Origin of the sequence: Sulfobacillus harzensis (assembly GCF_012933365.1) — a bacterium.
Lineage (GTDB): Bacteria > Bacillota > Sulfobacillia > Sulfobacillales > Sulfobacillaceae > Sulfobacillus_B > Sulfobacillus_B harzensis.
Map to the genome: position 1 here is coordinate 44,485 of NZ_JABBVZ010000006.1, position 22,292 is coordinate 66,776.

At 57.1% G+C, this 22,292-nt stretch carries 22 protein-coding genes and 2 riboswitches; of the genes, 9 read left to right on the forward strand and 13 right to left on the reverse strand.

All coding sequences use genetic code 11. The annotated features are described in order from the left end of the window. Positions 1-40 precede the first annotated feature (40 nt). On the forward strand, positions 41-397 hold the full coding sequence (locus HIJ39_RS03005; protein ID WP_169096558.1) for a hypothetical protein: 357 nt from the start codon (positions 41-43) through the stop codon (positions 395-397). On the opposite strand, the gene HIJ39_RS03010 is transcribed toward HIJ39_RS03005, so the two are convergent. Genes HIJ39_RS03010 through HIJ39_RS03020 form a run of 3 tightly spaced genes read right to left on the reverse strand, consistent with a single transcriptional unit; the run spans position 394 to position 4,286 of the window. After that, positions 394-1,431, reverse strand: coding sequence for a phenylacetate--CoA ligase family protein (locus tag HIJ39_RS03010; RefSeq protein WP_169096560.1), 1,038 nt, complete (start codon positions 1,429-1,431; stop codon positions 394-396). The two genes, HIJ39_RS03005 and HIJ39_RS03010, sit on opposite strands and share 4 nt — an antisense overlap. Positions 1,432-1,445: 14 nt before the next feature. Continuing rightward, positions 1,446-2,594 (reverse strand): aminotransferase class V-fold PLP-dependent enzyme, encoded by a 1,149-nt coding sequence (locus tag HIJ39_RS03015; protein WP_169096562.1) that lies wholly within the window; start codon positions 2,592-2,594, stop codon positions 1,446-1,448. A 3-nt stretch (positions 2,595-2,597) separates the two neighbouring features. Then, entirely contained in the window at positions 2,598-4,286 is a 1,689-nt protein-coding gene (locus HIJ39_RS03020) for a M14 family metallopeptidase (protein ID WP_169096564.1), read from the reverse strand. 151 nt (positions 4,287-4,437) lie between these two features. Between HIJ39_RS03020 and HIJ39_RS03025 the strand changes: the two genes are divergently transcribed. From HIJ39_RS03025 to HIJ39_RS03035, 3 genes are read left to right on the forward strand one after another with little or no spacing between them, the layout of a single operon-like run. Continuing rightward, positions 4,438-5,313 carry a deoxyribonuclease IV gene (locus HIJ39_RS03025; RefSeq protein WP_243239303.1) on the forward strand — a complete coding sequence of 292 codons (876 nt, stop codon included), beginning with the start codon at positions 4,438-4,440 and terminating at the stop codon, positions 5,311-5,313. Between the two features lie 21 nt (positions 5,314-5,334). Continuing rightward, complete coding sequence (locus tag HIJ39_RS03030; protein WP_169096566.1) at positions 5,335-6,207, forward strand: diacylglycerol/lipid kinase family protein; 873 nt, start codon at positions 5,335-5,337, stop codon at positions 6,205-6,207. Beyond that, positions 6,207-7,439, forward strand: a complete 1,233-nt coding sequence (locus HIJ39_RS03035; RefSeq protein WP_169096568.1) for a glycoside hydrolase family 1 protein — start codon at positions 6,207-6,209, stop codon at positions 7,437-7,439. The genes HIJ39_RS03030 and HIJ39_RS03035 overlap by 1 nt, the downstream gene beginning before the upstream one ends. On the opposite strand, the gene HIJ39_RS03040 is transcribed toward HIJ39_RS03035, so the two are convergent. From HIJ39_RS03040 to HIJ39_RS03065, 6 genes are read right to left on the reverse strand one after another with little or no spacing between them, the layout of a single operon-like run. Beyond that, positions 7,396-7,914: a hypothetical protein gene (locus HIJ39_RS03040; protein WP_169096570.1), complete on the reverse strand. Its 519-nt coding sequence runs from the start codon at positions 7,912-7,914 to the stop codon at positions 7,396-7,398. The two genes, HIJ39_RS03035 and HIJ39_RS03040, sit on opposite strands and share 44 nt — an antisense overlap. Positions 7,915-7,955: 41 nt before the next feature. Further along, on the reverse strand, positions 7,956-8,930 hold the full coding sequence (locus tag HIJ39_RS03045) for a diacylglycerol kinase family protein (RefSeq protein ID WP_338055063.1): 975 nt from the start codon (positions 8,928-8,930) through the stop codon (positions 7,956-7,958). Further along, positions 8,927-9,352, reverse strand: coding sequence for a MarR family winged helix-turn-helix transcriptional regulator (locus HIJ39_RS03050; protein WP_169096572.1), 426 nt, complete (start codon positions 9,350-9,352; stop codon positions 8,927-8,929). Before HIJ39_RS03050 ends, HIJ39_RS03045 begins: the two co-directional genes overlap by 4 nt. Positions 9,353-9,403: 51 nt before the next feature. Further along, entirely contained in the window at positions 9,404-10,141 is a 738-nt protein-coding gene (locus HIJ39_RS03055) for an ABC transporter ATP-binding protein (RefSeq protein ID WP_338055064.1), read from the reverse strand. Between the two features lie 14 nt (positions 10,142-10,155). Next, positions 10,156-11,205 carry a taurine ABC transporter substrate-binding protein gene (locus tag HIJ39_RS03060; protein ID WP_169096576.1) on the reverse strand — a complete coding sequence of 350 codons (1,050 nt, stop codon included), beginning with the start codon at positions 11,203-11,205 and terminating at the stop codon, positions 10,156-10,158. A gap of 23 nt (positions 11,206-11,228) precedes the next feature. After that, positions 11,229-12,071, reverse strand: coding sequence for an ABC transporter permease (locus HIJ39_RS03065; protein WP_243239304.1), 843 nt, complete (start codon positions 12,069-12,071; stop codon positions 11,229-11,231). 29 nt (positions 12,072-12,100) lie between these two features. After that, a riboswitch (cyclic di-AMP (ydaO/yuaA leader) is annotated at positions 12,101-12,224 on the reverse strand. 170 nt (positions 12,225-12,394) lie between these two features. Here HIJ39_RS03065 and HIJ39_RS03070 point away from each other — a divergent pair. Next, positions 12,395-13,012 (forward strand): histidine phosphatase family protein, encoded by a 618-nt coding sequence (locus HIJ39_RS03070; protein ID WP_169096578.1) that lies wholly within the window; start codon positions 12,395-12,397, stop codon positions 13,010-13,012. Between the two features lie 50 nt (positions 13,013-13,062). Here the strand turns inward: HIJ39_RS03070 and HIJ39_RS03075 are convergent, their stop codons facing one another. After that, complete coding sequence (locus HIJ39_RS03075) at positions 13,063-14,157, reverse strand: ABC transporter ATP-binding protein (protein ID WP_169096580.1); 1,095 nt, start codon at positions 14,155-14,157, stop codon at positions 13,063-13,065. A gap of 205 nt (positions 14,158-14,362) precedes the next feature. Next, positions 14,363-14,526: riboswitch (cobalamin riboswitch) on the forward strand. An 82-nt stretch (positions 14,527-14,608) separates the two neighbouring features. Here HIJ39_RS03075 and HIJ39_RS03080 point away from each other — a divergent pair. The 4 genes from HIJ39_RS03080 to HIJ39_RS03095 all read left to right on the forward strand — a co-directional run bounded on the left by HIJ39_RS03080 (position 14,609) and on the right by HIJ39_RS03095 (position 18,652). Further along, on the forward strand, positions 14,609-15,550 hold the full coding sequence (locus tag HIJ39_RS03080) for an ABC transporter substrate-binding protein (RefSeq protein ID WP_243239305.1): 942 nt from the start codon (positions 14,609-14,611) through the stop codon (positions 15,548-15,550). Between the two features lies 1 nt (position 15,551). Next, positions 15,552-16,553, forward strand: coding sequence for a FecCD family ABC transporter permease (locus HIJ39_RS03085; protein ID WP_169096582.1), 1,002 nt, complete (start codon positions 15,552-15,554; stop codon positions 16,551-16,553). Continuing rightward, positions 16,550-17,344 (forward strand): ABC transporter ATP-binding protein, encoded by a 795-nt coding sequence (locus HIJ39_RS03090; RefSeq protein WP_169096584.1) that lies wholly within the window; start codon positions 16,550-16,552, stop codon positions 17,342-17,344. Before HIJ39_RS03085 ends, HIJ39_RS03090 begins: the two co-directional genes overlap by 4 nt. Before the next feature lie 69 nt (positions 17,345-17,413). After that, entirely contained in the window at positions 17,414-18,652 is a 1,239-nt protein-coding gene (locus HIJ39_RS03095; RefSeq protein ID WP_169096586.1) for a tetratricopeptide repeat-containing glycosyltransferase family 2 protein, read from the forward strand. Here the strand turns inward: HIJ39_RS03095 and HIJ39_RS03100 are convergent. From HIJ39_RS03100 to HIJ39_RS03110, 3 genes are all read right to left on the reverse strand, one after another. Then, positions 18,636-19,055 carry a flagellar export chaperone FliS gene (locus tag HIJ39_RS03100; protein WP_169096588.1) on the reverse strand — a complete coding sequence of 140 codons (420 nt, stop codon included), beginning with the start codon at positions 19,053-19,055 and terminating at the stop codon, positions 18,636-18,638. The two genes, HIJ39_RS03095 and HIJ39_RS03100, sit on opposite strands and share 17 nt — an antisense overlap. Before the next feature lie 5 nt (positions 19,056-19,060). After that, positions 19,061-20,545, reverse strand: a complete 1,485-nt coding sequence (gene fliD / locus HIJ39_RS03105; protein WP_169096590.1) for a flagellar filament capping protein FliD — start codon at positions 20,543-20,545, stop codon at positions 19,061-19,063. 61 nt (positions 20,546-20,606) lie between these two features. Continuing rightward, positions 20,607-21,782: a flagellin N-terminal helical domain-containing protein gene (locus HIJ39_RS03110; protein WP_169096592.1), complete on the reverse strand. Its 1,176-nt coding sequence runs from the start codon at positions 21,780-21,782 to the stop codon at positions 20,607-20,609. Between the last annotated feature and the right edge of the window lie 510 nt (positions 21,783-22,292).

Sequence of the window (22,292 nt, forward strand, 5' to 3'; positions counted from 1 at the left end):
GAAAACAGGTACAATGGGAAGTAACAGGGAGGGAACACGGTTGGGATTTGGACCCAAGACATCAAGTATTGAATCCGGTGTGCAAGCGGTACGCGACCTGATTGACCTTCTCTATCCGGAACGCGCCACCCCCACCGTATTAGACCTTTTTGGGCAAAGTGCCCGTGCGCTGTTGACAGCCAAAGCCGCCTTGACCTTTGAAAATATCGACCGCTTTTGGCGGGACCCCGCCTGGCGCGATTGGATTCAGGCCCGTTGGGCAAAACCCATCTCCGGTCCGTGGGAGTCCTTGTCAGGTCAGGCTGTTGATCCCACCGACTTAGATCCTGATTTCGGCTGGCTTATCGCCGACCGTCTGGCCGCAGCCGGCGATGACACCGATGACAACCCCAATTAAATCCGGCGCGGCTGCGGCCGGTTGTCGATCAGTTCCACGGTCAAAGGCGGCCACAGGCTGCGCGCCTCGTTTACGCGAACCTCGACAGGGAGCCCAAGACCCCGCTCAAGCAATTCGCTAAACCGCGCCAAAGCGCGTGCTGCATCGTGGCCGTCCAAAACGGTGGTCTCCACCTCCAGGAGGTCCTTGCCTCGAATCGGATCGAACCCCACCCGGGCTCGAAGCCGATCGGACAATCCCTCGGTGCGAAACCAGGCTTGAGCGATGTGGCTTGCCGAAACCCAGCCTCCCTCGACCTGGCTAATCTCCCCCAAACGGCCCCAAATTGGTGTGGTTACAGGCCCGGGGCGCCCACAGGGGCACACAGCCGGTCCGACCTTGACCAGGTCGGCCAGCGGATAGTCCTGGCCTCCCTCTTGAAGGATGATACTCACCCATTCGCTGTCGCCATCAAGGGGACGAAAGATGACCGGCACAGCCCCGTCAACCCAATGCCACTGCCCGAACGTGCAAGACAAGGCCAACGGTCCCGGATGCTCCGCGACGAGATAGACATCCCGCACCACCAGTTCAGGAATATATTCTCTCAGGCGCTGTTCCATCGCGCCCTGTCCGGTTACATCGCCTGTCAGCCACATCTCGCGGACCCCGTTTAGACGTCCCCGGAGAAAGAGGCGGAAGGCGCTCAGCGGCGAGGTCAAAACGTAGGCTGGCGCAATATCGTCCAGGGTTTCCAGCAAATCCGCCTCCGAAACGGTAAGCGCACGAAGCCCATAGGCCAAGGCGCCGCGGACAACCCCCAGCGCGAGATGTGGATTGGGAAGGGATACGACTAAGGTTCGGCCCGGCATCCAATCCCGCTTGGCGAATTGGTGCGCCCAAGCCGTACTCTCAACGGCATCTTCCTCGGCGGTCCGAAGCCACCAAAGCGGCTCTCCTATATGCCCGCGCGTGCGAACCAGAATGCCTGGACCTCCCCGTTCCCTGGCCCAAGCCATATCGCCGCGGCGCCGGGCGCTCTCTTCCCGATCCATGGCACCTCCATCGTCTACACTGTCGCCAACGCGGCGACCAACCGCTCCACATCGTCCGACGTATTGAAGGCGGCCCAGGAAATGCGAATGCCGTACCGCGCTGGGGCCGCCTTAGCCACGATATCCCGCTCCAATAGCCACTCATATAGGCCCGATCCCAACTGCTCCGACGCCACGGTCATGAGTGCGGTTCGCTGGTACTCGGAAGACGGTGGATCATCGACGGAGAAGCCCTTAATCGCTTGAATGCGCTCTTTCGCCTGGTCTGCCAATCCCCTTTGATATTGGGCATGGTAGTGAAATCCTTCCTCCTCGAAATAATCCCACGTGATGGACCATCCGGCGATACGTGGCCAAGCCCGCGTCCCATATTCCAAGTCGTCACCCGACTCGCTGTACTGTAAAAACGGGCCTTCCTCCAACAAGTCAGCACCGCTTTGAAAGTCTTCCAAGGGCCATCGCGTGTAGAGATCGCTGCGTCGCTCGCGCTTAACCCAAAGTCCGGCCCATCCGGGAGGCGCCATCATCCATTTGTGTCCGCAGAAGACGTAGAAATCTGCCCCCAAGGCCTCCGGATCCACCACCACATTGCCCAAAGCCTGCGCTCCATCGACTAAGAGCCGACAATCCGGCCAACCGGAAACCAACTCACTCACTCCACGGATGGGCAATTGCCATCCGGTGATACAGGACACATGGCTCATCACCACCAACCGCGTGCGGCCGTTCAACTTTTCCTTGACCTGCGCCAAGAGCCCTCCCGGGCTGTCGACATGAACCACATGGACCGTCAGATCAAAACGACGCATCACGGACGATAGGGCCAGGAGCACCGCTCCGTGTTCCTGATCGGTGGTAATGATTTCATCGCCCGCCTCGAAGCGAAGCCCCCAAAAAACCCGCAGGAGGGACTCACTGTTGTTTTCCGTGATGCTAACCACACCACCCGGCATGCGGCTTTCCACCCGTCCCGCAAAGCGCCGCACACCATCTTTGGCATTGACATAGTGGTTATGTTGGCCCGGTCCGGCCTCAATCCACTCCAGCTCCCCCGCCGCCGCTGCCGCCAGCGCCGTGCCTGGCGTGGGTCCCAGTGTTCCCGCATTCAAATAAGTGCGATTGGTCGCAGCCGGAATCAAAAGCTTTAAATCATATCCGTACACGGACTACTCCTTCCCCAAAACGACCGTTGCAGCAACACGCCCCGCCCGCGGCCCATCAACAACAACCTCCACTTGGGTTCCTGACGCGCCCTGAACCATCCATTCCGCCGCTCCGCGCTGTCCGTGGGGCGGTGCCCAGCCGTCTTGGGCGCCATAACCGTCAAGATGACCAATGGCCGCCGGCGTAGTTCCGGCAACAATGCGCACATCACCCGAAATGCTCGCCTTAAGACCTTCAAGGAGCAACTCGCGTCCCTTGGCCGTGCTGGACGTCGGGAGATATCCGGAATTCACCACCTCGACGGCGATCCGATATAAACCGGGAGCTTGCTCCTCAACCTTGACCTCACGCAGTTCCAACCGGGGCGTAGAAAGGCCCAATTTGGTCAAAAAGGCGCTTACATGGGCGCACTCCTCTTCTAATAAGGCAGGCGGCGGGTTTTGCACCACAAACTTGGGATTGAGTCCACCAATCTCTACCCGGCCAAAGTCGGGGTGATCGAAGGGCGTCCATGCGAAAAATCCTTGCTCCGGGACCTCACGGCTCACCCAATCTATGATTTTGCGGTCATCTTCCGTCTCTTCTTCGGGCTTCAATTCCATCAACTTGCGCACGCCGTACTCTGCGTAACCGCGAGCCCCCGCATGCTTGGGCAGGTTCCAAATTTCCAAGGTAAAGCTCAGCACCCCGAAATGATCGTACATCCAGTCGTCTGCCGCTCCCGGCATCAACACCTTTTCGTGGCCCGTCGCGAAGATATGATAGTTGGAATCGGCGAAGTAACCGCTTACCTCTGCCCCCATATCCGCAATGCGGGTAAACAAGAGACGATCCGTCTCAGAGAGCGTGGCATCCTCTCCCGTCGAAGGCTGCCGCAGAATGACGCCGCCCGAGGTGTGCAGGGCCACATAGGCTGCCACGTTGCCGTGGCGGTGGATAAAGGCGGTGAGGTGACGCAATTCCGGTTCCGACAAAGGATAGGGGCCGGCACCGGGCTGTCCCTTTTCTCCCGCCCAGCGAATGGGAAAGTTGCGGTTGAAATCCATTCCCTGCCGCCGTGCTGGACGCGCATGCGCCCAGCTTGAGAAGCTCCCGCTTTGGGTTTTTTGGTCGATGCGGCCCTCGGGAAAGAGATGATAGTACTGTCCGCCACGTTCTCCAGGCCGCCGCGGACGCATCACGCGAGGGTCGAGGTCGTCAATGACAAAACCGCCTTCTGACGACGGTACCCGCATCATCAAAATGTAGCCATCGCCATTGACGTCCTCTTCAACAAATCCGTCCGGCGGCGTGGAATAAGGGTAGATGTGCGGGCTGGAGCGTACATGGTGAGGCGTGGTGAGATAGAGTTCCGCGCCATCCAATGAAATGCGCGGCACCACGTAGACGGTGTGATCGTCCAACAGCCAAGTGGCCTCGGGATTTTTCCCATAGTTCTCCAGGCACCAGGCTATCCAATACATCGCCACCGCATTTCCGGCCACCTCGCCAGCATGAATATTCGCATCAACAAACAAGGCGGACTTGCTGGCCGCATCCCCGGTATCGCGATTCGTTAGGGTCACGCCGGCCATGTCCCGTCCCTCACGACTTTGCCCGATGACTTCCACAGTCATGAGCCGGGGATACAGGCCGGCCAATCGGCGAAGCTCCCGCCACATCGCCGCATAGGTCCAATATTGCGCGTTCATGGATCGCCTCCGGGTGCGAAATGAATATCGTGACAGGAACTTCTCCTCTCAGCAGAAAAATTCCTTCCCTTATGCGCGGACGAAAGATTCTGACGTCACGAGAAAATCGGCTCACATCCTCTTAATATTGACGCCGGACGAGCCCTGGCGCATGATACTAAAAGATATTGCCGGAGACGAAGGAGCGGGATGGATGCGCATCGGATGCCATTTGAGCATTGCTAAGGGTTACGCAGCGGCCGTCAAGGTGGCGCCAACATTGGGTGCCAACGCGTTTCAATACTTCACCAAGAATCCCCGCGGGTTCCGAAACGCCAAGCCGCTCGACCGCGTGGACGCAGAGCGGGGGCGAGCCCTTCTCGAGGAGCTGGATTTGGTGGCTGTGGGACACACACCCTACCTCATCAATCTGGCGGCGGCCGATGAAAGCCTCTATCACGCCTCCATTGACGCATTGGTACAGGATCTCGTCATCGCCGAAGCTCGCGGCACCTATGGCGTGGTGGTTCATTGCGGCAAGCCCAAGGAACAGGGCCACGAATGGGGCATTGAGCGCATGCAGCAGGCCATCCGCGTGGTACTGGAACGAAATCAAACTGTAGGTGTGCGTATTTTAGTGGAAAACACTGCTGGCCAGGGATCGGAAATCGGCTCGAACTTGGCCGAAATTTTGGCCATCGTCGAACCTTTCTCGACGGACGAGGTGGGCATTTGCCTGGACACCCAGCACGCCTTTGCATCCGGCATGTTGACCAAGCAGGACCCAACGGCTTTCGCTGGCTTTGACCATCCCGATTTTATGAAGCGGCTCCATGCGATTCACCTGAATGACAGCAAGGTGGAGTTCGGCGCCAAGAAGGATCGGCATGAGCTCATCGGCCAAGGAATACTTGGCCTCGACGCGATTCAGAAGCTGGTCAATGACCCCCGACTCGACGCCATTCCCTTTTATCTCGAGACGCCGGTTGAGAAAGAAAGCCAATATGCGGACGAAATTGCCAAGGTTCGGTCGCTGATTGGTCATTAATTATAGGGAGGACCGACAACTATGGCGGCCCGCATTATCCTGAATCCGACCGCCGGGAATGGCAAGGCACAGAAATTATTTGAGCTGATCCAGGCTCATTTGCCGAATGACGTCGAGGTGGTGCGTACGACCGGCCCCGGCCATGCCACGGAATTGGCGCGTCAGGTGGCCGATCAAGAAGATTTGACGGTGGTGTCGCTGGGCGGGGACGGAACCCATCATGAAGTGATCAACGGACTCATGCCAGAGGGCAAAACCATCTTTGCGGTCTTGCCGGCGGGGACGGGCAACGACTTTGTGCGCACCCTGGGCTATCCCAAATCGCCGCGCGCCATGCTGGACGTCGCGCTCTATGGAGCGGAGCGCCGCATCGACGTTGGTCGTGTGAACGATGAGTATTTTCTCACGGTGTCTGGTGTCGGCTTTGATGCCGAGGTAGCTGGCTGGGTCAATCAACACGAAAAAAAAGGCAATGGCACCTGGATTTTTCTCCGGGGAATCCTCCGCCACCTGGTCCATTTTCAGGCGGAACAAATGACCATCCATGTGGATGGGGCGTTTCGATCGGAACCCACCTTCTTATTGGCGGCGGGCAATAGTCCTTATTACGCCGGCGGCATGAAAATCTGCCCCGAGGCTGACCCCGGTGATGGGCTGTTTCACGTGGTTTGGGTCAAGGACTTGTCTCGTCTTGGTGTCCTACCGCTTCTGACCCGGGTTTTTCGCGGCACCCACGTGCAGCACCCGCAGGTGAAAACATTTCAAACGGAGCAGCTCACCGTGGAGGGGCCGCCCAATATGCTGGTGCACGCGGACGGAGAAATTGTCGGCCACCTGCCGGTGACCATGACCGTCATCCCAGCGGCGATTCGCGTGCGCACGGGGAGGAGCTAATGGCATCATGGCCGACGGCGTGGCCGCCGTTTCTTTTTGGCGCGGCCACCTCCAGCCATCAAATTGAGGGCAATCAGCAAAACGACTGGACGGACTGGGAAGAGAGCGGACACGGTGTGGAACCCTCCGGCCGAGCTACCGACCACTGGGAGCGATGGGCGGACGATCTCGCCCTTTTCAAAAGTCTGGGCTTAAACGCCTATCGCTTTTCGCTGGAGTGGAGCCGCATTGAACCCGAACCCGGCCAGTTTGATCGGAACGCCCTGGCACAGTATCGGGCCATGATTCTTCGCATGCGGGAGTTGGGCCTTCAACCGCTCCTGACGCTGCACCACTTCACATTTCCCCGCTGGGTGGCCAAACGGGGGGGATTTGTCCATCCCGAGGCGCATCAATGGTTCAACCGATATACCACCCAGGTGATGCGCCACCTCGGCGACATCGTTGACCTCTTCGTTACCACCAACGAACCGATGGTGCTGGTCGTGATGGGCTATTTAATTGCGCTTTGGCCGCCCGGCGGTCACGGCTTTCGCCGCGCCTTTCGGCTTATTGACCGGCTCGTTGACGCACATCGCGCCGCCTATCGCACCATCAAAGACTTCAAGCCGGATGCTTGGGTCGGTGTTGCGCATCATCTGATTGCTTTTCATCCGTGGACTCAGCTTCCTTGGGACCGCGCTACCGCGGCGGTCTTGCGGCACCTCATGAACGACCGCTTCATGGACAAAGTCGGAGCGGAGCAAGATTTCATCGGCGTCAATTACTACACTCGGCAATATGGCCGGCTTTTGGGAGGGTTGCATCCCGTCCAAAGCCGTCCCGGGATGCCGCTGACCGACTTAGGCTGGGAAATCTATCCCCAGGGCCTCTTAGAAGTCCTCCGGCGTGTCGGACGCTTTCGGCGCCCCATCCTTATCACCGAAAACGGCATCGCTACCAGCCAGGATCAGGTCCGCAGCACCTATATCCGCGACCACCTGTCCCAAGTTGCCATAGCCCAGCAGGAAGGGCTGGATATACGCGGCTACTTCTATTGGTCGGCCCTGGACAATTTCGAATGGGCTGAGGGCTATCGTCCCCGCTTTGGCCTCATCGGCGTCAACTACGACACCTTGGAGCGAAATCTCCGTCCCAGTGCGGCGGTATATCGCGCCATCATCGAAGCCAACCGCGGCCAGTATCCCATCAGCGTACCGTCAATACTGTCACCGTGGGTTTCCCCTCTTTAAAGCAGGATTTGTATTCCTCAGGACTTAAGCGGGCTTCATCGGCCAAGCGGGTCAGCACGTCGAACGAAACGTCCGGTTTCCAGTCGATGGCGGCCTTATATGCCTGAACCAAGGCTTCGCGAGTGGATTCCGGCATATCGAGACGCGTCAGGGCACGCCGCAGCTCATCCGCACCATCATGGCTCACGATGACCGGCTCGCGGGGAACCTCGGCGAGAAGATGTTCTCGTTCCATGATGGAAAGACACTGGGTGAGGTCGATCCGTCCCTTGCGTTCGCCCACGCGGACCTCGAACGCCCCCACCCGCAGAGGAAACACATCCCGCGGCCAGTACTCCACAACCGACAGTATTTCTTCGCGCAGAAGCGCTTCTTCCGTCTCCAAATCCCGCATCTGGCGGCGGATGTGGCCCAATCGGGTGACGGCCTGAGCCAACTCCGGGGTTATTGCCGGCATCTCTGCGTTTACACCCATGACACTCCCTCCTGCTCTATACATAGAGACAGGGGGACAAATTATGCCCGGTGCGGGAAAAGAATTCGCCCAGGGTCCAACACAAACGGACCATCGCGGCGAATGTACGCCTGGGCTCGCTCCTGGGCCCGCAAGACCACTGTGCGCTCGCCATCCAAGGACAAGGTGGCCCCAGTTTCGGGAGACGCCAGCACCAGTGCTTCATCGAAATCGAGTCGGCGCACCTCGGCGACGGGAAACCCGCCCATGAGCCCAGGGGCCAACACGGCGGGCACTTCAGGACTCCCCGGACTCATCCTGAGAAAAAGACCACCCGGATCTTCGGGCCGCAAGGGATAACGAAAGCCCCCAACATTGGAAAGGCCTGGGCGCACCGCATCCGCGACCGTCAGAATGAGCGAAGACACGTCGTTAGCATCCCAAATGGCCATGGCCCCGGTATAGTTCTGTCGGGTGAGTGCGGCATCAATTAGGGCCAACTCTTCCCGTCCCCCTGGCAACCCCACGTGGATAAGCTTGGCACGGGTGCCCACCTCGTTGGGATCCAAGCCGTCCGCCAAATAACGGGCCACCGCGTAGCCGCCGGCCGTCTGATCGCCGAGATAGCAGGCCACATTGTTTGTGCCCCCCGCCACCGGCAGCACCGGTACGGGCGGCGCGGCTTGCGCCACGTTGCGTTGCGTTCCGTCCCCACCCACCACAACCAGGGCACCCGCGCCCGCCTCGACCAGCATACGCACCCAGAGGACTGTAGAGTCGTCCTCCCCGAGCGGTCGATCTACCAAGCGGACCGATAGGGTGTTCTGGGTTTCCTCCTTCAACCACGCAAAAAAGCCAGCCTGGTCGTCGGGCAACAACACCTCGGTGTTGGGCACCGCCGCCATGCCAGCCATCATCCGTTTCGCAACCAACGCCTTTTCTGGTCCCGATTGCAATGAGGCATGTGCGACCAGGCGGCGGATGTCTCGACCCGCCATGGGGTTAATGATGAGGCCAATTCGATGGCGTCCACTCACGACAACAAGGCCGCCTGAACACCTAATTTGTGCAATATCTGATTCAGCGTCTCTTGCTCCTCGGGGCTGAGGGCTTGCAGCAACCGCTGCATCCAAACCCGCTGCCGTTCTCGTTGCTGCTCCAGCACCTGGCGGCCGTCTTTGGTCAACCGAATCCACACCACGCGCCGATCTTGGGGATCGCGCTCCTTGAGTACCAGCCCCCGACGTTCCAAAGAGTCCACGGTTCGGGTCGCTGTCGGCCCCGCGATGCGCAAAAGCCCCGCCATGGCCATGGCGGTTACGGGCTCGACATCGGCCAGAATCGCCAGCGCCTGAAATTGTGTGGTGGAAAGATCGACGTCTCCCTGCTCGCGAAAGGCGAGTTCAAATTCACGGATTAGCAGGAACACGCGCTCAAAAACCTCGCCCGCCTCGGTCATGGAGCCCACCTCGTCCCTACCTTACCGCTTTTTGGCCTATCCGCCAACCGTTCAACTTGGCCGGAGCACGGCCAAAATTCGGCGTTTGTAATCGGTAAAGGTTCCCGACAGCACTAAATCCCAATGGCGTGGACGGGGCAACTCAATGGTCAGGTCCATCGCCACCTCGCCCGGACGGGTCGACATCACCACTACTCGGTCGCCCAGCAATACCGCTTCCTCCACGTCATGGGTGACGAACAGCACCGTCGGCCGGTTAACCTTCCACAAATCCAGCAAAAACCGCTGCATCTCGCTGCGGGTTTGGGCATCGAGCGCCCCAAACGGCTCATCCATCAAGAGGATGCGCGGCTCCGTCATCAACGCCCTGGCGATGGCCACGCGCTGCTGCATGCCTCCGGAGAGCTGGTAGGGGCGATGGGACTCAAATCCCTGAAGCCCCATCACCTCCACCATCTCTTTCACCTTGCTCGCATCGACTCCTTGCCGGCCAGACGCCAACATCATCCCAAAGGCAATGTTCTCCTCCACCGTCATCCACGGCAGCAGCGAGGGCTGTTGAAAGACCACCGCCCGTTCCGGTCCCGGTCGCCGAATGACCGTGCCATCCAACATCACCTGTCCCTGGGTTGGCGCTTCAAAACCCGCTACCATGTTCAAGAGCGTCGTCTTGCCGCACCCGCTAGGTCCCACGATGGATACAAACTCGCCGTCGGCAATCGTTAGGCTGACGTGCTGCACGGCGACCAACGGCTCCCGATGACCGCGGGAAAAATAGGCTTTAGTCACGTCCTCCAATGTAATCATTTCTTAGCGGACCTCAAAACCGCCGCCGCGTACGAGGGATCCACATACTGAGCCATATTGGAGGGCACCGTGCTAATCTGTCCGCTGGCCTTCAGCCAGTTGGCGGCGGACGTAAGCGATTTGGTCACCAAGGAGTGCGCCACGCCGGATCCCGAGCCCAACCAGTTGGGTGTGACTTGCGAACTCAGCGTGCTAAAGCTGAAGCCCTCGGTTTGTGCTTTAGCAGCTGCCGCACTGATGCCGTTCACCTGAGCCATGGCTTGATACGCTTGGGCGGGATTTTGCTGAAAGAACTTGACGCCGTCCGCCTCGGCACGGACAAAGTCTTCCACTTGCGTAGGATGGGCCTTGGCCCAGTTGCTGTTAACCACCGCCAAGTTAAAGATCGGCGCCTCTTGATAGACGTTTTGGTCATACATCAACATGGTGCCGCCATCTTGCGCCATTTCCGTGTCGAAGGGCACCCAGACATAGGCGGCTTGAATCTGATTGGTCTTCCAGGCTGACACCATTTCGGTAGGCGACATATTGAGCTCGGTAACCCCGTTGACCGAAAGGTGGTGAAGCTTCAGCGCCGTTTCCAACTCAAATGGCGAGGTAGAGCCCTTGACCAGTGCGACCGTCTTGCCTTCCAGCTGCTTTAAGGAGTGAATGCCGCTCGACCTTTTCACCACCAGCCCCTCTCCGGTGGTATACCGCTCCATCGCCCAGATCACTGTGAGCGGCACGCCGCGGGCAATGGCCGCCGCCGTTGGCGGATTGCCCAGAGTGGTCATGAAGTCCAGCTTGCCCGAAGCCAACGCCGTCAAGGCTGAAGGGCCGCTCTGGAAATATTCCATGCGCACGGGCAGCTTGAGTTCCTTTTGAAAGTATTTTTTGGCGATCGCCACCGATTCGGGATCAGGCGCATTCTCATAGCCGATGGTTACTGTGCCATTAAAGCTTGAACTCGCGGTCTGGCTACCACCAGATCCGCATCCGGCCAATATCGCCAATGAGGCCAATCCCATGAGCGTCCAACCGGCCCCCCGCATTTTCGGATGCATGGTATCCTCCTCTCTGGCGCCCCCTAGGCCTTCCCCTTCCAGGGCACCGTGCGATGCTCGATCGTGCGGATAATCAGTTCCATCAGGTAGCCAATCAATCCAATGAAGAGAATGCCGACAAAAACAACCGACAGCTGTAGCTCGCCGCCTGCGGTTTCAATCATGGAGCCGAGTCCTGATTGCGCCGCAATCATTTCCGCTGCCACCAAGCAGGTCCAGGCCACACCAATTCCCACCCGCATGCCCGTAAAAATCTCCGGCAACGCAGAGGGGAGGACCACATAGCGGAACTGTTGGAAAGGGGTGGCACCAAACACTTGAGCGACGCGGATGCGCGTCTCTTGAACGTTTTTCACCCCGGAAATAGCACTAATAATGATGATGGGGATGGTGCAAAAGAAAATCAGAATGGTTTTGCCCAATTCGCCTGTGCCAAACCAGGCCACCATGACAGGGATGTAGGCCAGCGGCGGTATAGGCCGTAAAAATTGCAAAATGGGATCCACTGCAGAGAAGATGAAACGGTTGGAAGCCATCCAAAATCCGATGGGCACGCCCACAATCACCGCGGCCACGAAGCCGGCGGTGATGCGGCCGACGCTGGCACCAATATCCGCTAAGAGGGTCGCACCGCTGTAGCCAACGGTCGCCGTCACCACCAACTCATGAATGACACGCCCGGGCGCCGGCAAAATCACCGGCGCAAATAGCTTCAGCTCCGTCACCAACCACCAAAGGAACACCAAAATCGCCGCGACTAGCCACGGCACCCAAAGGTGACTGCGATTGGTCTTGGGCGGCGTTAACACCGACGCTTCTTCATCTAGGTCAAGATCATCGTCCGTGCCGGGCATCAGATATCCCATATTCTCACCCTCTTTCGTCCCCGGGCGGGGACGGCGCTTTCCAAGCCGACGGGGTCAGCTGACGGGCTAGAGCGGAAAGTGCTCTCCTAAGTACGCCCCGGAATAATGGGTCCCCCGTATGGACTCAAGGTCCAATTTTGGCTCAGGATGTCAAACGAAATTGCTGTCTCATCCTATGCATCCAAATGCCCCGGCGCCACTCACGTCAGCAACCAGTTTTTTGATCGCCCGGCAGGAAATGACAACGGGACAAGCATTCGCAATGAATAGGGAAAACGAGTAAGATAGAGAAGTTAACGACTCAGCCAGGGAGGAATTGCGGCTTGGCGCAGGTTTATGACGTGCTGCTGGTGCGCCACGGAGAAAGCGAAGCGAATGCCCAGGGGCGATTTGCGTATGAGACCTGGGATCCGCCCCTCACCGAGACGGGGCGGCAGCAGGCACTCAGCCTGGTCGAACAATTGAAGAACGCTCCCATTCGCCACATCGTCACGAGCCCCTTGCTTCGGGCTCAGGAAACGGTTCAGCCGTTGGCGGAGGCCTTTCACTGCACCCCGCAGATTCTCCCCGATTTAGCCGAAGTCAATCTGGGGATCTGGGATGGAAAGCGCCTAAAGGATTTAGAAGCCTCTCACAACGAAGACTTTGAAGCATGGCGCCGCGATCCCGAAGCCTACCCACCACCGGGAGGCGAATCCATTCTGAGCGTCGGGCGACGCGTGTTACACGCCTTGGAAGACTTCGTCACCAGCCAGGAACCGGGATTAACGGTGGCCGCCACCCATGCGGATTGTTTGAAAGGCGCCGCCCTCGTCATCACCCGAGCCACGGGACCAGCTGCCCGAACTCTGTTTATTCCCAACTGCGGCCAATTGCTTGTCCGGTTTTTGCCCAGCTTCCACCGCTGGGCCGTGGTCTTGCCTCCCATTCATTTCGCGTAGGGTTCCATCGACGAAAAAAGGCGCCCTCCTGTCGAGAGCGCCGTCTCATGTCATCGCAAGAGCGATTCTTCGCTCACTGGGTCAAAAAGATGCAATCGGGCCATGTCAAAGGTGATGCCCACGGCGTCCCCACTCTTTCCCGTCCAGTCATTGTCTGTACGCGCCACGATGTCGCGGGAGCCCAACGATAGGTATACCAGCTGCTCGTGACCCATCGCCTCGACCAAGCGCACAACCGCCTTCAAGCTATCCGATGCGTCAGCGCGCACCAGATGCACGTCTTCGGGGCGGACGCCCAGCGTCACCTGTGGCTCGATCAACGACTCCAACGGCCCTGTCAGCTGCGTCGGCAATGACAGCGTCTGATCCCCCAAATGGGCGATGAATTCCGTGCCTTGGCGTGACAGCTCCGCCGACAGCAAATTCATGGCCGGGGTCCCGACAAACGTGCCCACAAACTGATTCGCAGGCCGATGGTAAATCCCATCGGGTGTATCCACCTGCTGCACTACGCCGTCGCGCATGACCACAATGCGGGTCCCCATCGTCATGGCCTCCGTTTGGTCATGGGTCACATAGATGATGGTGGCCCCGAGGCGCTGGTGCAGCCGCTTCAACTCCACACGGGTCTGGGTACGCAGCTTGGCATCCAAATTGGAAAGGGGCTCGTCCATTAAGAAGGCCTTGGGCTCACGGACAATGGCACGGCCCAACGCTACCCGCTGGCGCTGCCCCCCGGAAAGCTCCTTCGGCCTTCGGGCCAGATATGGGCTTAACCCCAGTATTTCCGCGGCCTCTTTAACCCGTTTGTCAATCTCCGTTTTAGGCATTTTGCGGAGTTTCAACCCAAAGGACATATTCTCATACACGGTCATGTGCGGATATAACGCGTAATTTTGAAACACCATGGCAATGTCGCGATCCTTGGGTGGCACATTGGTGACATCTTGGCCACCAATCACAATCCGACCTTCCGACACTTCCTCAAGCCCTGCCACCATCCGAAGGGTGGTGGTCTTGCCGCACCCCGACGGTCCCAACAGGACCAAAAACTCTTTGTCCTCAATGTCCAAGTTCACATCGTGCACGGCATAATTTGATGAACCAAATTGCTTGCTAACGTGCTGCAAGAGCACACTGGCCATGTGCCGCCCTCCTAAGCGTTACGGGAAAAACCCAGTTTCTTTTTAATATACCGCAAAGCAGCGCCACACGACCGACGCACGTATTTTTAGCCATTGGGAAACCCGACCAAGGATTGCTCCCTCAGGACGGTCGATACGGTTGGCGCTGAACACCTTCCCGGCTTTCGGTCTGAGACTTGATGGACGAGCCAGCTCTAGCTACACTAGAGACATCCGAATTGCAGGTGCATAACAGGGAATCAGGTGAAAGTCCTGAACGGCACCCGCCACTGTCATGGGGAGCGGATTGCGGCCACACCGTTTGGTGGAAGGCCCCATCCAAGGCGATGATCCGGAAGTCAGGAGACCTACCTGCAACAATTCGGGCGAGCCTGCGGGTCGTCGGGCGCCGCCTGCTTTTTATGCGGCCCTTCTCGCCTAAGGTTCAACTGACATGAGAGAAGGACGAAAGATGCACAGAAAAACTCTCTTGGGGGGAACGGTTGGCATGTTGGCGGCCACCGCCCTACTTGCCGGATGTGGTGCCTCTGCGAGCGCTCATACCTCCCAGGCAGCCACCATTCATCTGGTTGATGATGCCGGCCACCATCTTACCTTGAAAAAGCCTGCCACACGCATCGTAGTGATCGAACCCAGCAACGGAGAAATTGTTCTAGACCTCGGCTTGAAATCAGACATTGTCGGGGCGGATCAGTCCATCTTTCAATACACCCCATCGCCTTGGAAAAGTGAACTTACCGGATTGAAAGACATCGGCTCCGCCTATCCCGGCATCAATGTGGAATCCTTGGTGGCGCGAAAGCCCGACTTAGTCATCACAGGTCCCGGAATCAAGGGCATTCCGAGCTTGGCTCAATACCACATCCCGGTGTTGACATTGAATCCTGCCAACATCCAGGGCATCTATCATGACATTTTGTTGGTGGGCCAAGCTACCGGACGCACCCGCCAAGCCAAGACCCAAGTGGCCACAATGAAGCAGGAGATTAAGGCCGTAGAGCTGAAGGTCAAAACGGTCCGCAGCCGGCCCACCGTATTCTATGACATGGGTGGCCTCTACACCGCGGGCCCCCATTCCTTCGTCAACTCGCTCATCGATCTGGCTGGCGCCGTCAACGTGGGTGCATCACTCTCCAGAACTGCGTATCCCCAGGTGACGGCGGAACAGGTAGTCGCCGCCAATCCCCAAGACATCCTGATTGACTCGTCCGCCGGCACCAGCGTCACCCAGGAAGAGCATTTGGCGGGATTCTCGGCCATCCGGGCAGTCAAGAGCGGACACGTGTACGTGGTACCGAATTCTTCGTACATTGACCAACCGTCGCCGGCTTTGGTTACGGGCTTAAAAGAACTGGTCAACGTTCTTCATCCGGGTCTCTTGAAAGGACAATAAGATGGCGCACCGCGAGCGTTCCACCCTCAACTTTATTGCGGCGCTGGCAGCGCTCGTGGTTGTCCTGGTGCTGGGGGTGATGCATGGCCCCACCCCCATCCCCATGCACACCATCCTGGCTCGCCTGGTGCATCCCAACCGCACCACCACCAGCATCATCATTTGGGACATCCGCCTGCCCGAGGCGGCCGCAGCGGCCCTAGTGGGCGGCAGTCTGGCGGTTGCCGGCGCGGTGATGCAAGCGCTCCTGAAGAATCCCTTGGCCGATCCGTACATCGTGGGCGCCTCCGCCGGTGCCAGCCTGGGCGCGACATTAGCCCAGGAGCTAGCCCCGCTGGCGGGACTGATGGCACCCGGAGCCTTTGTGGGAGCGCTTGCCGCCGTATTGTTGTCGTACCTCCTTTCCCGAGGACGCGGCACCACCAGCATGCTTACTCTGATTCTGGCCGGCTACGCCATCGGCGTAATCCTTGCCTCCGTCACCACCTTTTTGATGCTCTTGAATCGGCAGAACCTCGGGACCATTTTTGCCTGGGAGGTGGGGGGCATCAATGGGGTGACCTGGGTGCAAGTGGGTATCAGTGCTCTGTTGATGCTGCTCTCATTACTGGTCGTGTGGCCGTTCGCAGGCGATATGAATGCCCTCTTGTTAGGTGAGGAACAGGCCCATCACCTCGGTGTGCCAGTACGGCGGGTGCAGCTCATTTTGCTTACGGCCGCGAGTCTCATGACAGCCGCCGCCGTCTACATTAGCGGCCTCATTGGCTTCGTGGGCCTCGTCATCCCGCACATCGTACGCCGCCTGAACGGCCCAAACCACCGCCAGCTGCTGCCGTTGGCTTTTCTCATGGGTGCTGCCTTTTTGGGGCTGGCCGATTTGGTCGCGCAAAGCATTCCGGTTATCGGTCCGATACCAGTGGGCCTCGTGACCGCCTTTTTAGGCGGTCCCTACTTTCTCTATTTGTTGGTCAAACATAATCGGAAAGGAGGGTGGACCGCATGAACCATGCTCAGGTATTGGAGCTCGATCAGGTTGGTTTTCATTGGTCGGGAAGCCATCGGGGCTTAGGCCCCATCTCCGCCTCCATACGAGAGGGCACGCTTGTGGGACTCATCGGCCCCAACGGAGCAGGAAAATCCACGTTGCTCCGTCTCATCGGCGCCTTCTGGACCAAGGACGCGGGCGCGATTCGTATCCTGGGACAGGATGTGACGGCTCTTTCGGCCTCGGAGCGTGCCCAGCGCATCGCCTTTGTCCCCCAATCCTTGGAAACCCAGTTCGATCTCACGGTCCGCGAGGTCGTGGAATTGGGGCGGTTGAGCCAGCGCTCATGGCGAGACCGCTGGGCGTTTAAAGGAGGACTCGCCGCCAACAAACTCGAGGAGATATTAGCCGCAACCGAACTCTACGACCTAAAGGATCGCCCGTTCAACACCCTTTCGGGGGGTGAAGCCCGACGCGTTCTGTTGGCATCGGCGCTTGCCCAGGAAGCTCCGCTTCTCTTGTTGGATGAACCCACCGCGCATTTGGACCCCGGCCACGCCGTGAAGTTCCTGAATCTGGTGCGTGAGATGATACAAAAGCAGCATATTACCGTATTGATGGCGTATCATGATTTGGCTACCGTAGGGCTTTACGCCGACGTGCTCTGGGTCATGAACCATGGTCAGCTCATCCTAGAAGGGTCCCCCGATGCCGTCTTAACCGATCCCCGGATTCCGGAAATCTATGATGCCAACCTTATTTCCATGCTTCATCCGCGAAACGACCGCCCAATGCTCATTTTTCCTTAATTGTTTAACCGGAACGGGGTCCTCCGGTACACTATACGCATACGTATTGCACCCGGAGGTCTCCCCCAAATGAATGGTCTTCTTACCGTCTCCATGATTGTCAAAAACGAAGAACGCTTTCTGCCGGAATGTCTTGCCTCCGTCAAAGACGTCGCGGATGAGATTATCGTCGTCGATACGGGATCGACCGACCGAACCGTAGAGATTGCCCAGTCCTTTGGTGCCCGGGTGATTGAGATAGAGTGGCCGAACGACTTTGCCAAAGCACGCAACGTCGGGCTGGATGCCGTGAAAACGCCATGGGTTCTCGTAATGGATGCCGATGAAGAGTTAGTCCGTGATGATGTCCCCGTTCTCGAGGCTGCCATTAGCAAGCCCCTTGGCGATGCCTACAATATCCGCATCGTCTCGGTGATGGATCGTGCCGATCAAATTAGCGAGAGCTATGTTTCCCGTCTCTTTCGGTCCCATCCCGATGTTCGCTACGAAGGAAAAATCCACGAACAGATTTTTCAATCGCTTACGCGCGCCAACATGCGTTTAGTCGCTCTTAACCTCAGGTTGCTTCATAAGGGTTATTTAGGTGCCGTCGTTGACCAACGTAATAAGGCTGAGCGCAACAGGGCGTTGCTGGAATCGCATCTCAAGGAAAACCCCGAAGACGGCTACATGTGGTGGCAATATGCTCAGACGCTCATGGGTGCTGCTAAATTTGAGGAAGGCCTCGCGGCCGCAAAACGTTCCCTCAAATTTATCGCCATGGAAAATCCGTTGTGGGTTCTGGCTCAAACCACCCTCGCACGCCTCTATGAGCTCACGCGACAGCATCGGCGGGCGCTTCGAGCGCTGAACGACGGCGAGATCGCGTATCCCAAATACACAGACTTCTGGTACGTTGAAGGCGAATTCCACATGGCAGGCAATGACTTCCCGAACGCCGAGCGGTGCTTTAGAAAATGTCTGGAGATTGGCGAAGCCAAAAACTTCTTAATGACGGACACCGGAGTGGGCAGCTTTAAAGCTCTCTATAGGCTTGCGGGCGCGTTGGCCCGCCAGGGAAACGCAAAGGAAGCCACGGCAACATTGCTCCTGACGATACAAAAACATCCCACCTATCGCGACGCTTGGCATGGGCTATTTAATTTGTTGGCAGGTTCAAGCTTTGATGCGGTGGCACAAACCATTCTTCTGGTCATGCCGGTTGAGGATATCATCAAAACCATTGAAGCCTGGCCGAACCTTTCCGACAACGAACGAGGCCTCTTGGAAGCCGCCAAACGCCAGATGGCTGTTACCCGGCAAAGTTAATGCTTGATGCCGCATCCTCGCGTTGCACCGATTGGACACCCTTGGCGTTGTAATGCTGAAGCCCCTCGATGAGATTGATCAGCACTTCTTCCACGGTTTCCAGGTCGTCCGGCCTGTTTTCCGCTGTTGCCTGCAACACCTGGCGCCAGCAAAAAAGGTAGAGATTCCGCATAAGAGTCCCCTGCGGATGAGACAGATTGACATTATCCGCCAGGGCGGACAAGATGTCCCGACTTAACTGCGACTGTTGCAAGCCGTCAATGGGGTTGTTGGCCAGTGTGATGCGGCATTCCCGAACGTTCTTCAACGCGGCCTCGTAGAGCATCAAGGTCAGCTTTTCCGGAGTGGCCATATTGATGCTGTCCTCTATATATCGCGTCACACCGGATTCCAGATCAGCCATCCTCATCAACCTCCGTTGCTGTTGTTATTGTTTGTGTTGAAGAGCGCATTGTATAGCGAGTACTGCTGGGAGTACTTGGCCAACTGGCTGACCCACTTTCCGTATTGCGTGACCGCGTTTTGCTCTTCGGCCGTCATTTGCTGCTTCAGTAGCGTCATCTGACTTTTGTATTGGCTTTCTTGTTGTTGCAAGGCGGCGATCTGCTCCCCGGTGGTACTGTTGGTTCCCTTAGAGAACCCCGAAATCATTCCCGTCGTTGTCGTCGAGCTCGTCTGCAGCGCGGAGGCCAAAGCGGAGAACACCTGCGATACTTCGTGTGGATGATTGCTTAGAGCTGTCGTTAGAGTGCTGCTATTCAAGGACATGGATCCATCGGCTTTAAAGGTGATGCCCAAATCGCCCAGTGTCTGATATGCGGTGCCCGAGCCGTCGCTGGTCTTCGCCAATATGCTTTCGACCTGGTTTAAGACGGACACGGGGAGCCCGGATGCCAGCACTTGATTGGAGTTCGACTGATATGAGTAGACCTGGGATGAACCGGTGCCGGTTGATGTCACCGTTCCGGCTTCCGCTAAATTTTGCGTATCCTTAACCCATTGATTCCATGCCGAGACCACGTTTTGTACCGAGGTTTTCATCGATGACACGTCCGGTCCCACATTGATGGTGGTCGACCCAGTTGATTGAGCGGTCAAAGTCACACCCGGTATCAGGTTGGAAAACGTGTTGGATGACGATGAGATGGCGTTGGCTGCATTGAACGTCGAGCCAAAACTCACCTGGGCAGCACTGGGTGCTTGCAGCTGGTCGGCCGCGCTCGCATTCGTTACCGCGCTTGAGGAGCTGACAATACCTAAATAGTAAAGGGGTCCGGAACTGCCTTCAGTATAGGTAATGGGTGTATCGGTCTGATTTGCTTGGATCTCTAGCGTCCACACATTAGGCTTGGTTTCAACAACGGTCGCCGTAACCCCACTGTTGGAGTTGTTAATTTGAGATGCTAGCCCATTTAAGCTTTCTCCAGGGGAAGGGATGGTAATAGTTGATCCTCCGTTTATGCTGAAACTTCCTTGCAAGGTGCTTCCGCTAGAATTGGTCAAAGTCGCCGTAGGACTCGAAACCGTCATTACCGCATTGGTTCCGGTGTCAATTTCCGACTGTGCCAAGGAGCCGACACTAATCGTATAGGTTCCGTTTTGAGCGTTTTGATATGACACTGTGGCCACGGACGGATCCGACGATGTGGCGGTGGTTTTCACGAATGTCGAGGCATCTGCCACAGCGTTCAGCGCCGAAGCAAACCCCTGGGCATCCGATTGCAAGGTTGTCCAAGCGCTTATCTCGGTACTGTCCTGCTGTACCTGGTTTTGCAACGTGCTTATCTGGGTATTAGTTTCCTGAGTCGTCAGTTGTGCGAAGGTCTTAGGATTCAAGTCGCCCAAAATCTGACCAATCGGCGTGTTATAGACGGAGCTCCAGTTGATGCTCATGGGTTCCTCCTTTCTGCCAAGGCCGGGGCCGGTACAACCCGGCCCCCCTCAGCCGGTAATACTAGCTCAGCAGTTTCAAGACCAACTGCGGCAGCTGTTGTGCCGTTTGCAATGCTTGGATACCGGTCTGCATCAGAATCTGCTGCTGTGCGAACTGGCTTGTGACGGAGGCCATGTTGGCATCCATGATGGTTGATTGCGAGGATTGCAAGTTGGTACTTTCTGTCTGGAGGTTGCTAATCGTGTAGTTCAACTGATCAACTTGGGCACCAACCTGGCCTTGCGCATTGGTCAACATCGATAGAGCGCGCTTGGCCTGGCTAATCGCATACTGGGCGCCCGACGAGCTCGTGACATCGATGTTGGTAAGGCCCAGCGTTGCACTCGTAAATGTACCAAGTTGAACCTGGGTGTTGTCACCCGCGCCTTGGTAAGGTCCTGTCTGAAAGTCATATTGCGTGGCAGCAGTGCCCACCGTTACCGCCGTGCTATAGGCGGTCGTGGAAGCGCCCAATACAATACTCCCTTGGTTTACTTGAATGACGAAACTGCTCGCACCCGTGCTGTTTTCCCCGGAAACAAGCTGCAAGGTGGTGGTGCCAGCAGTCGACGATCCGCTGACCCCGCTAACGGTCCCGCTTGCTACCGTGGTCCACGCCGTCGCTGTTGAAGCGGCGACAGTTACAATATCTTCCGGGGCTCCGCTTGCCGTCGTAGTATATAGCACGGAAACACTATAGGTCGCGGCGGCGACTTGCCCGCTGTCAGCGCCGACCTGAAACCCAGTAACAGTGGAATTACCCGTTGCGTTGGTTTGTGCGCCCTGATTAAGGACAGCCTGACCGTTGTAATTCAACGTTTGGGCCACATTATCAAGCGAATTTAACAAGTCGTTGATCTGACTTTGAATGTCTTGGGTGTCCTGATTGTTGTTCGTGCTGTTGGAGGCTTGAACCGCCAACTGCTGAATTTCTTGCACAATCTGCACGTCGGTCTGCATTCCACCATTGGCTACGTTAAGCAGGTTAGTGGCGGCTGTGGCATTGTTGATGGCCGAGTTAATCCCGCCGATTTCTCCCTGCATCAGATTGGCGATGGCCAGCCCAGACGGGTTGTCCGATGGGGAATTAATCTGAAGACCCGTCGACATCTCTTGCTGTAGATTGCTTAGGGTGTTCTGAGTGTTGGAAAGAGAATTTTGCGCAAAAAGCGCGGCAACGTTCGTGTTAATGTACACGGTATTATCCTCCTTGATTTCTGTTCCTCCAACATCCTGTCGGAGGCCTTGCACTTTGAGCATATGCCTAGTCTGTTAAAGTCGCAAAATATTAAGCGCTTTTTTGAGCCTTTACTAAAGGTGCTATAAATGTTTCAGGAGCCATATGCTTTGTGCAGTTTCCGCAGGGAGGGAGACAATCATCAGGTATCAGGTCGTTGCGTTAGCTCACGCCATTTCACAACATGTGGCCATGGTAATAGGGGACATTCAACCCACTTTCAAATTTGCTTCTTAAACTTCAACAAGGCACACTTAGAAGTAAACTGACGGGTGGTCTATAAACCCAGCCGAAAGGAAAGTTTACTGTTGACAAATCGCTGGATTTCCCTAAGCGTGATTAACCCACCAAATTACATCCATAGTCACGCTTTTGATGAAGTGTACGACACGCTAGCGTATGGACTGGAGCACATCGGGTACAAAGTAAATCGCCTGGTTAACAGAATTTCTACGGATGTACCGACTATC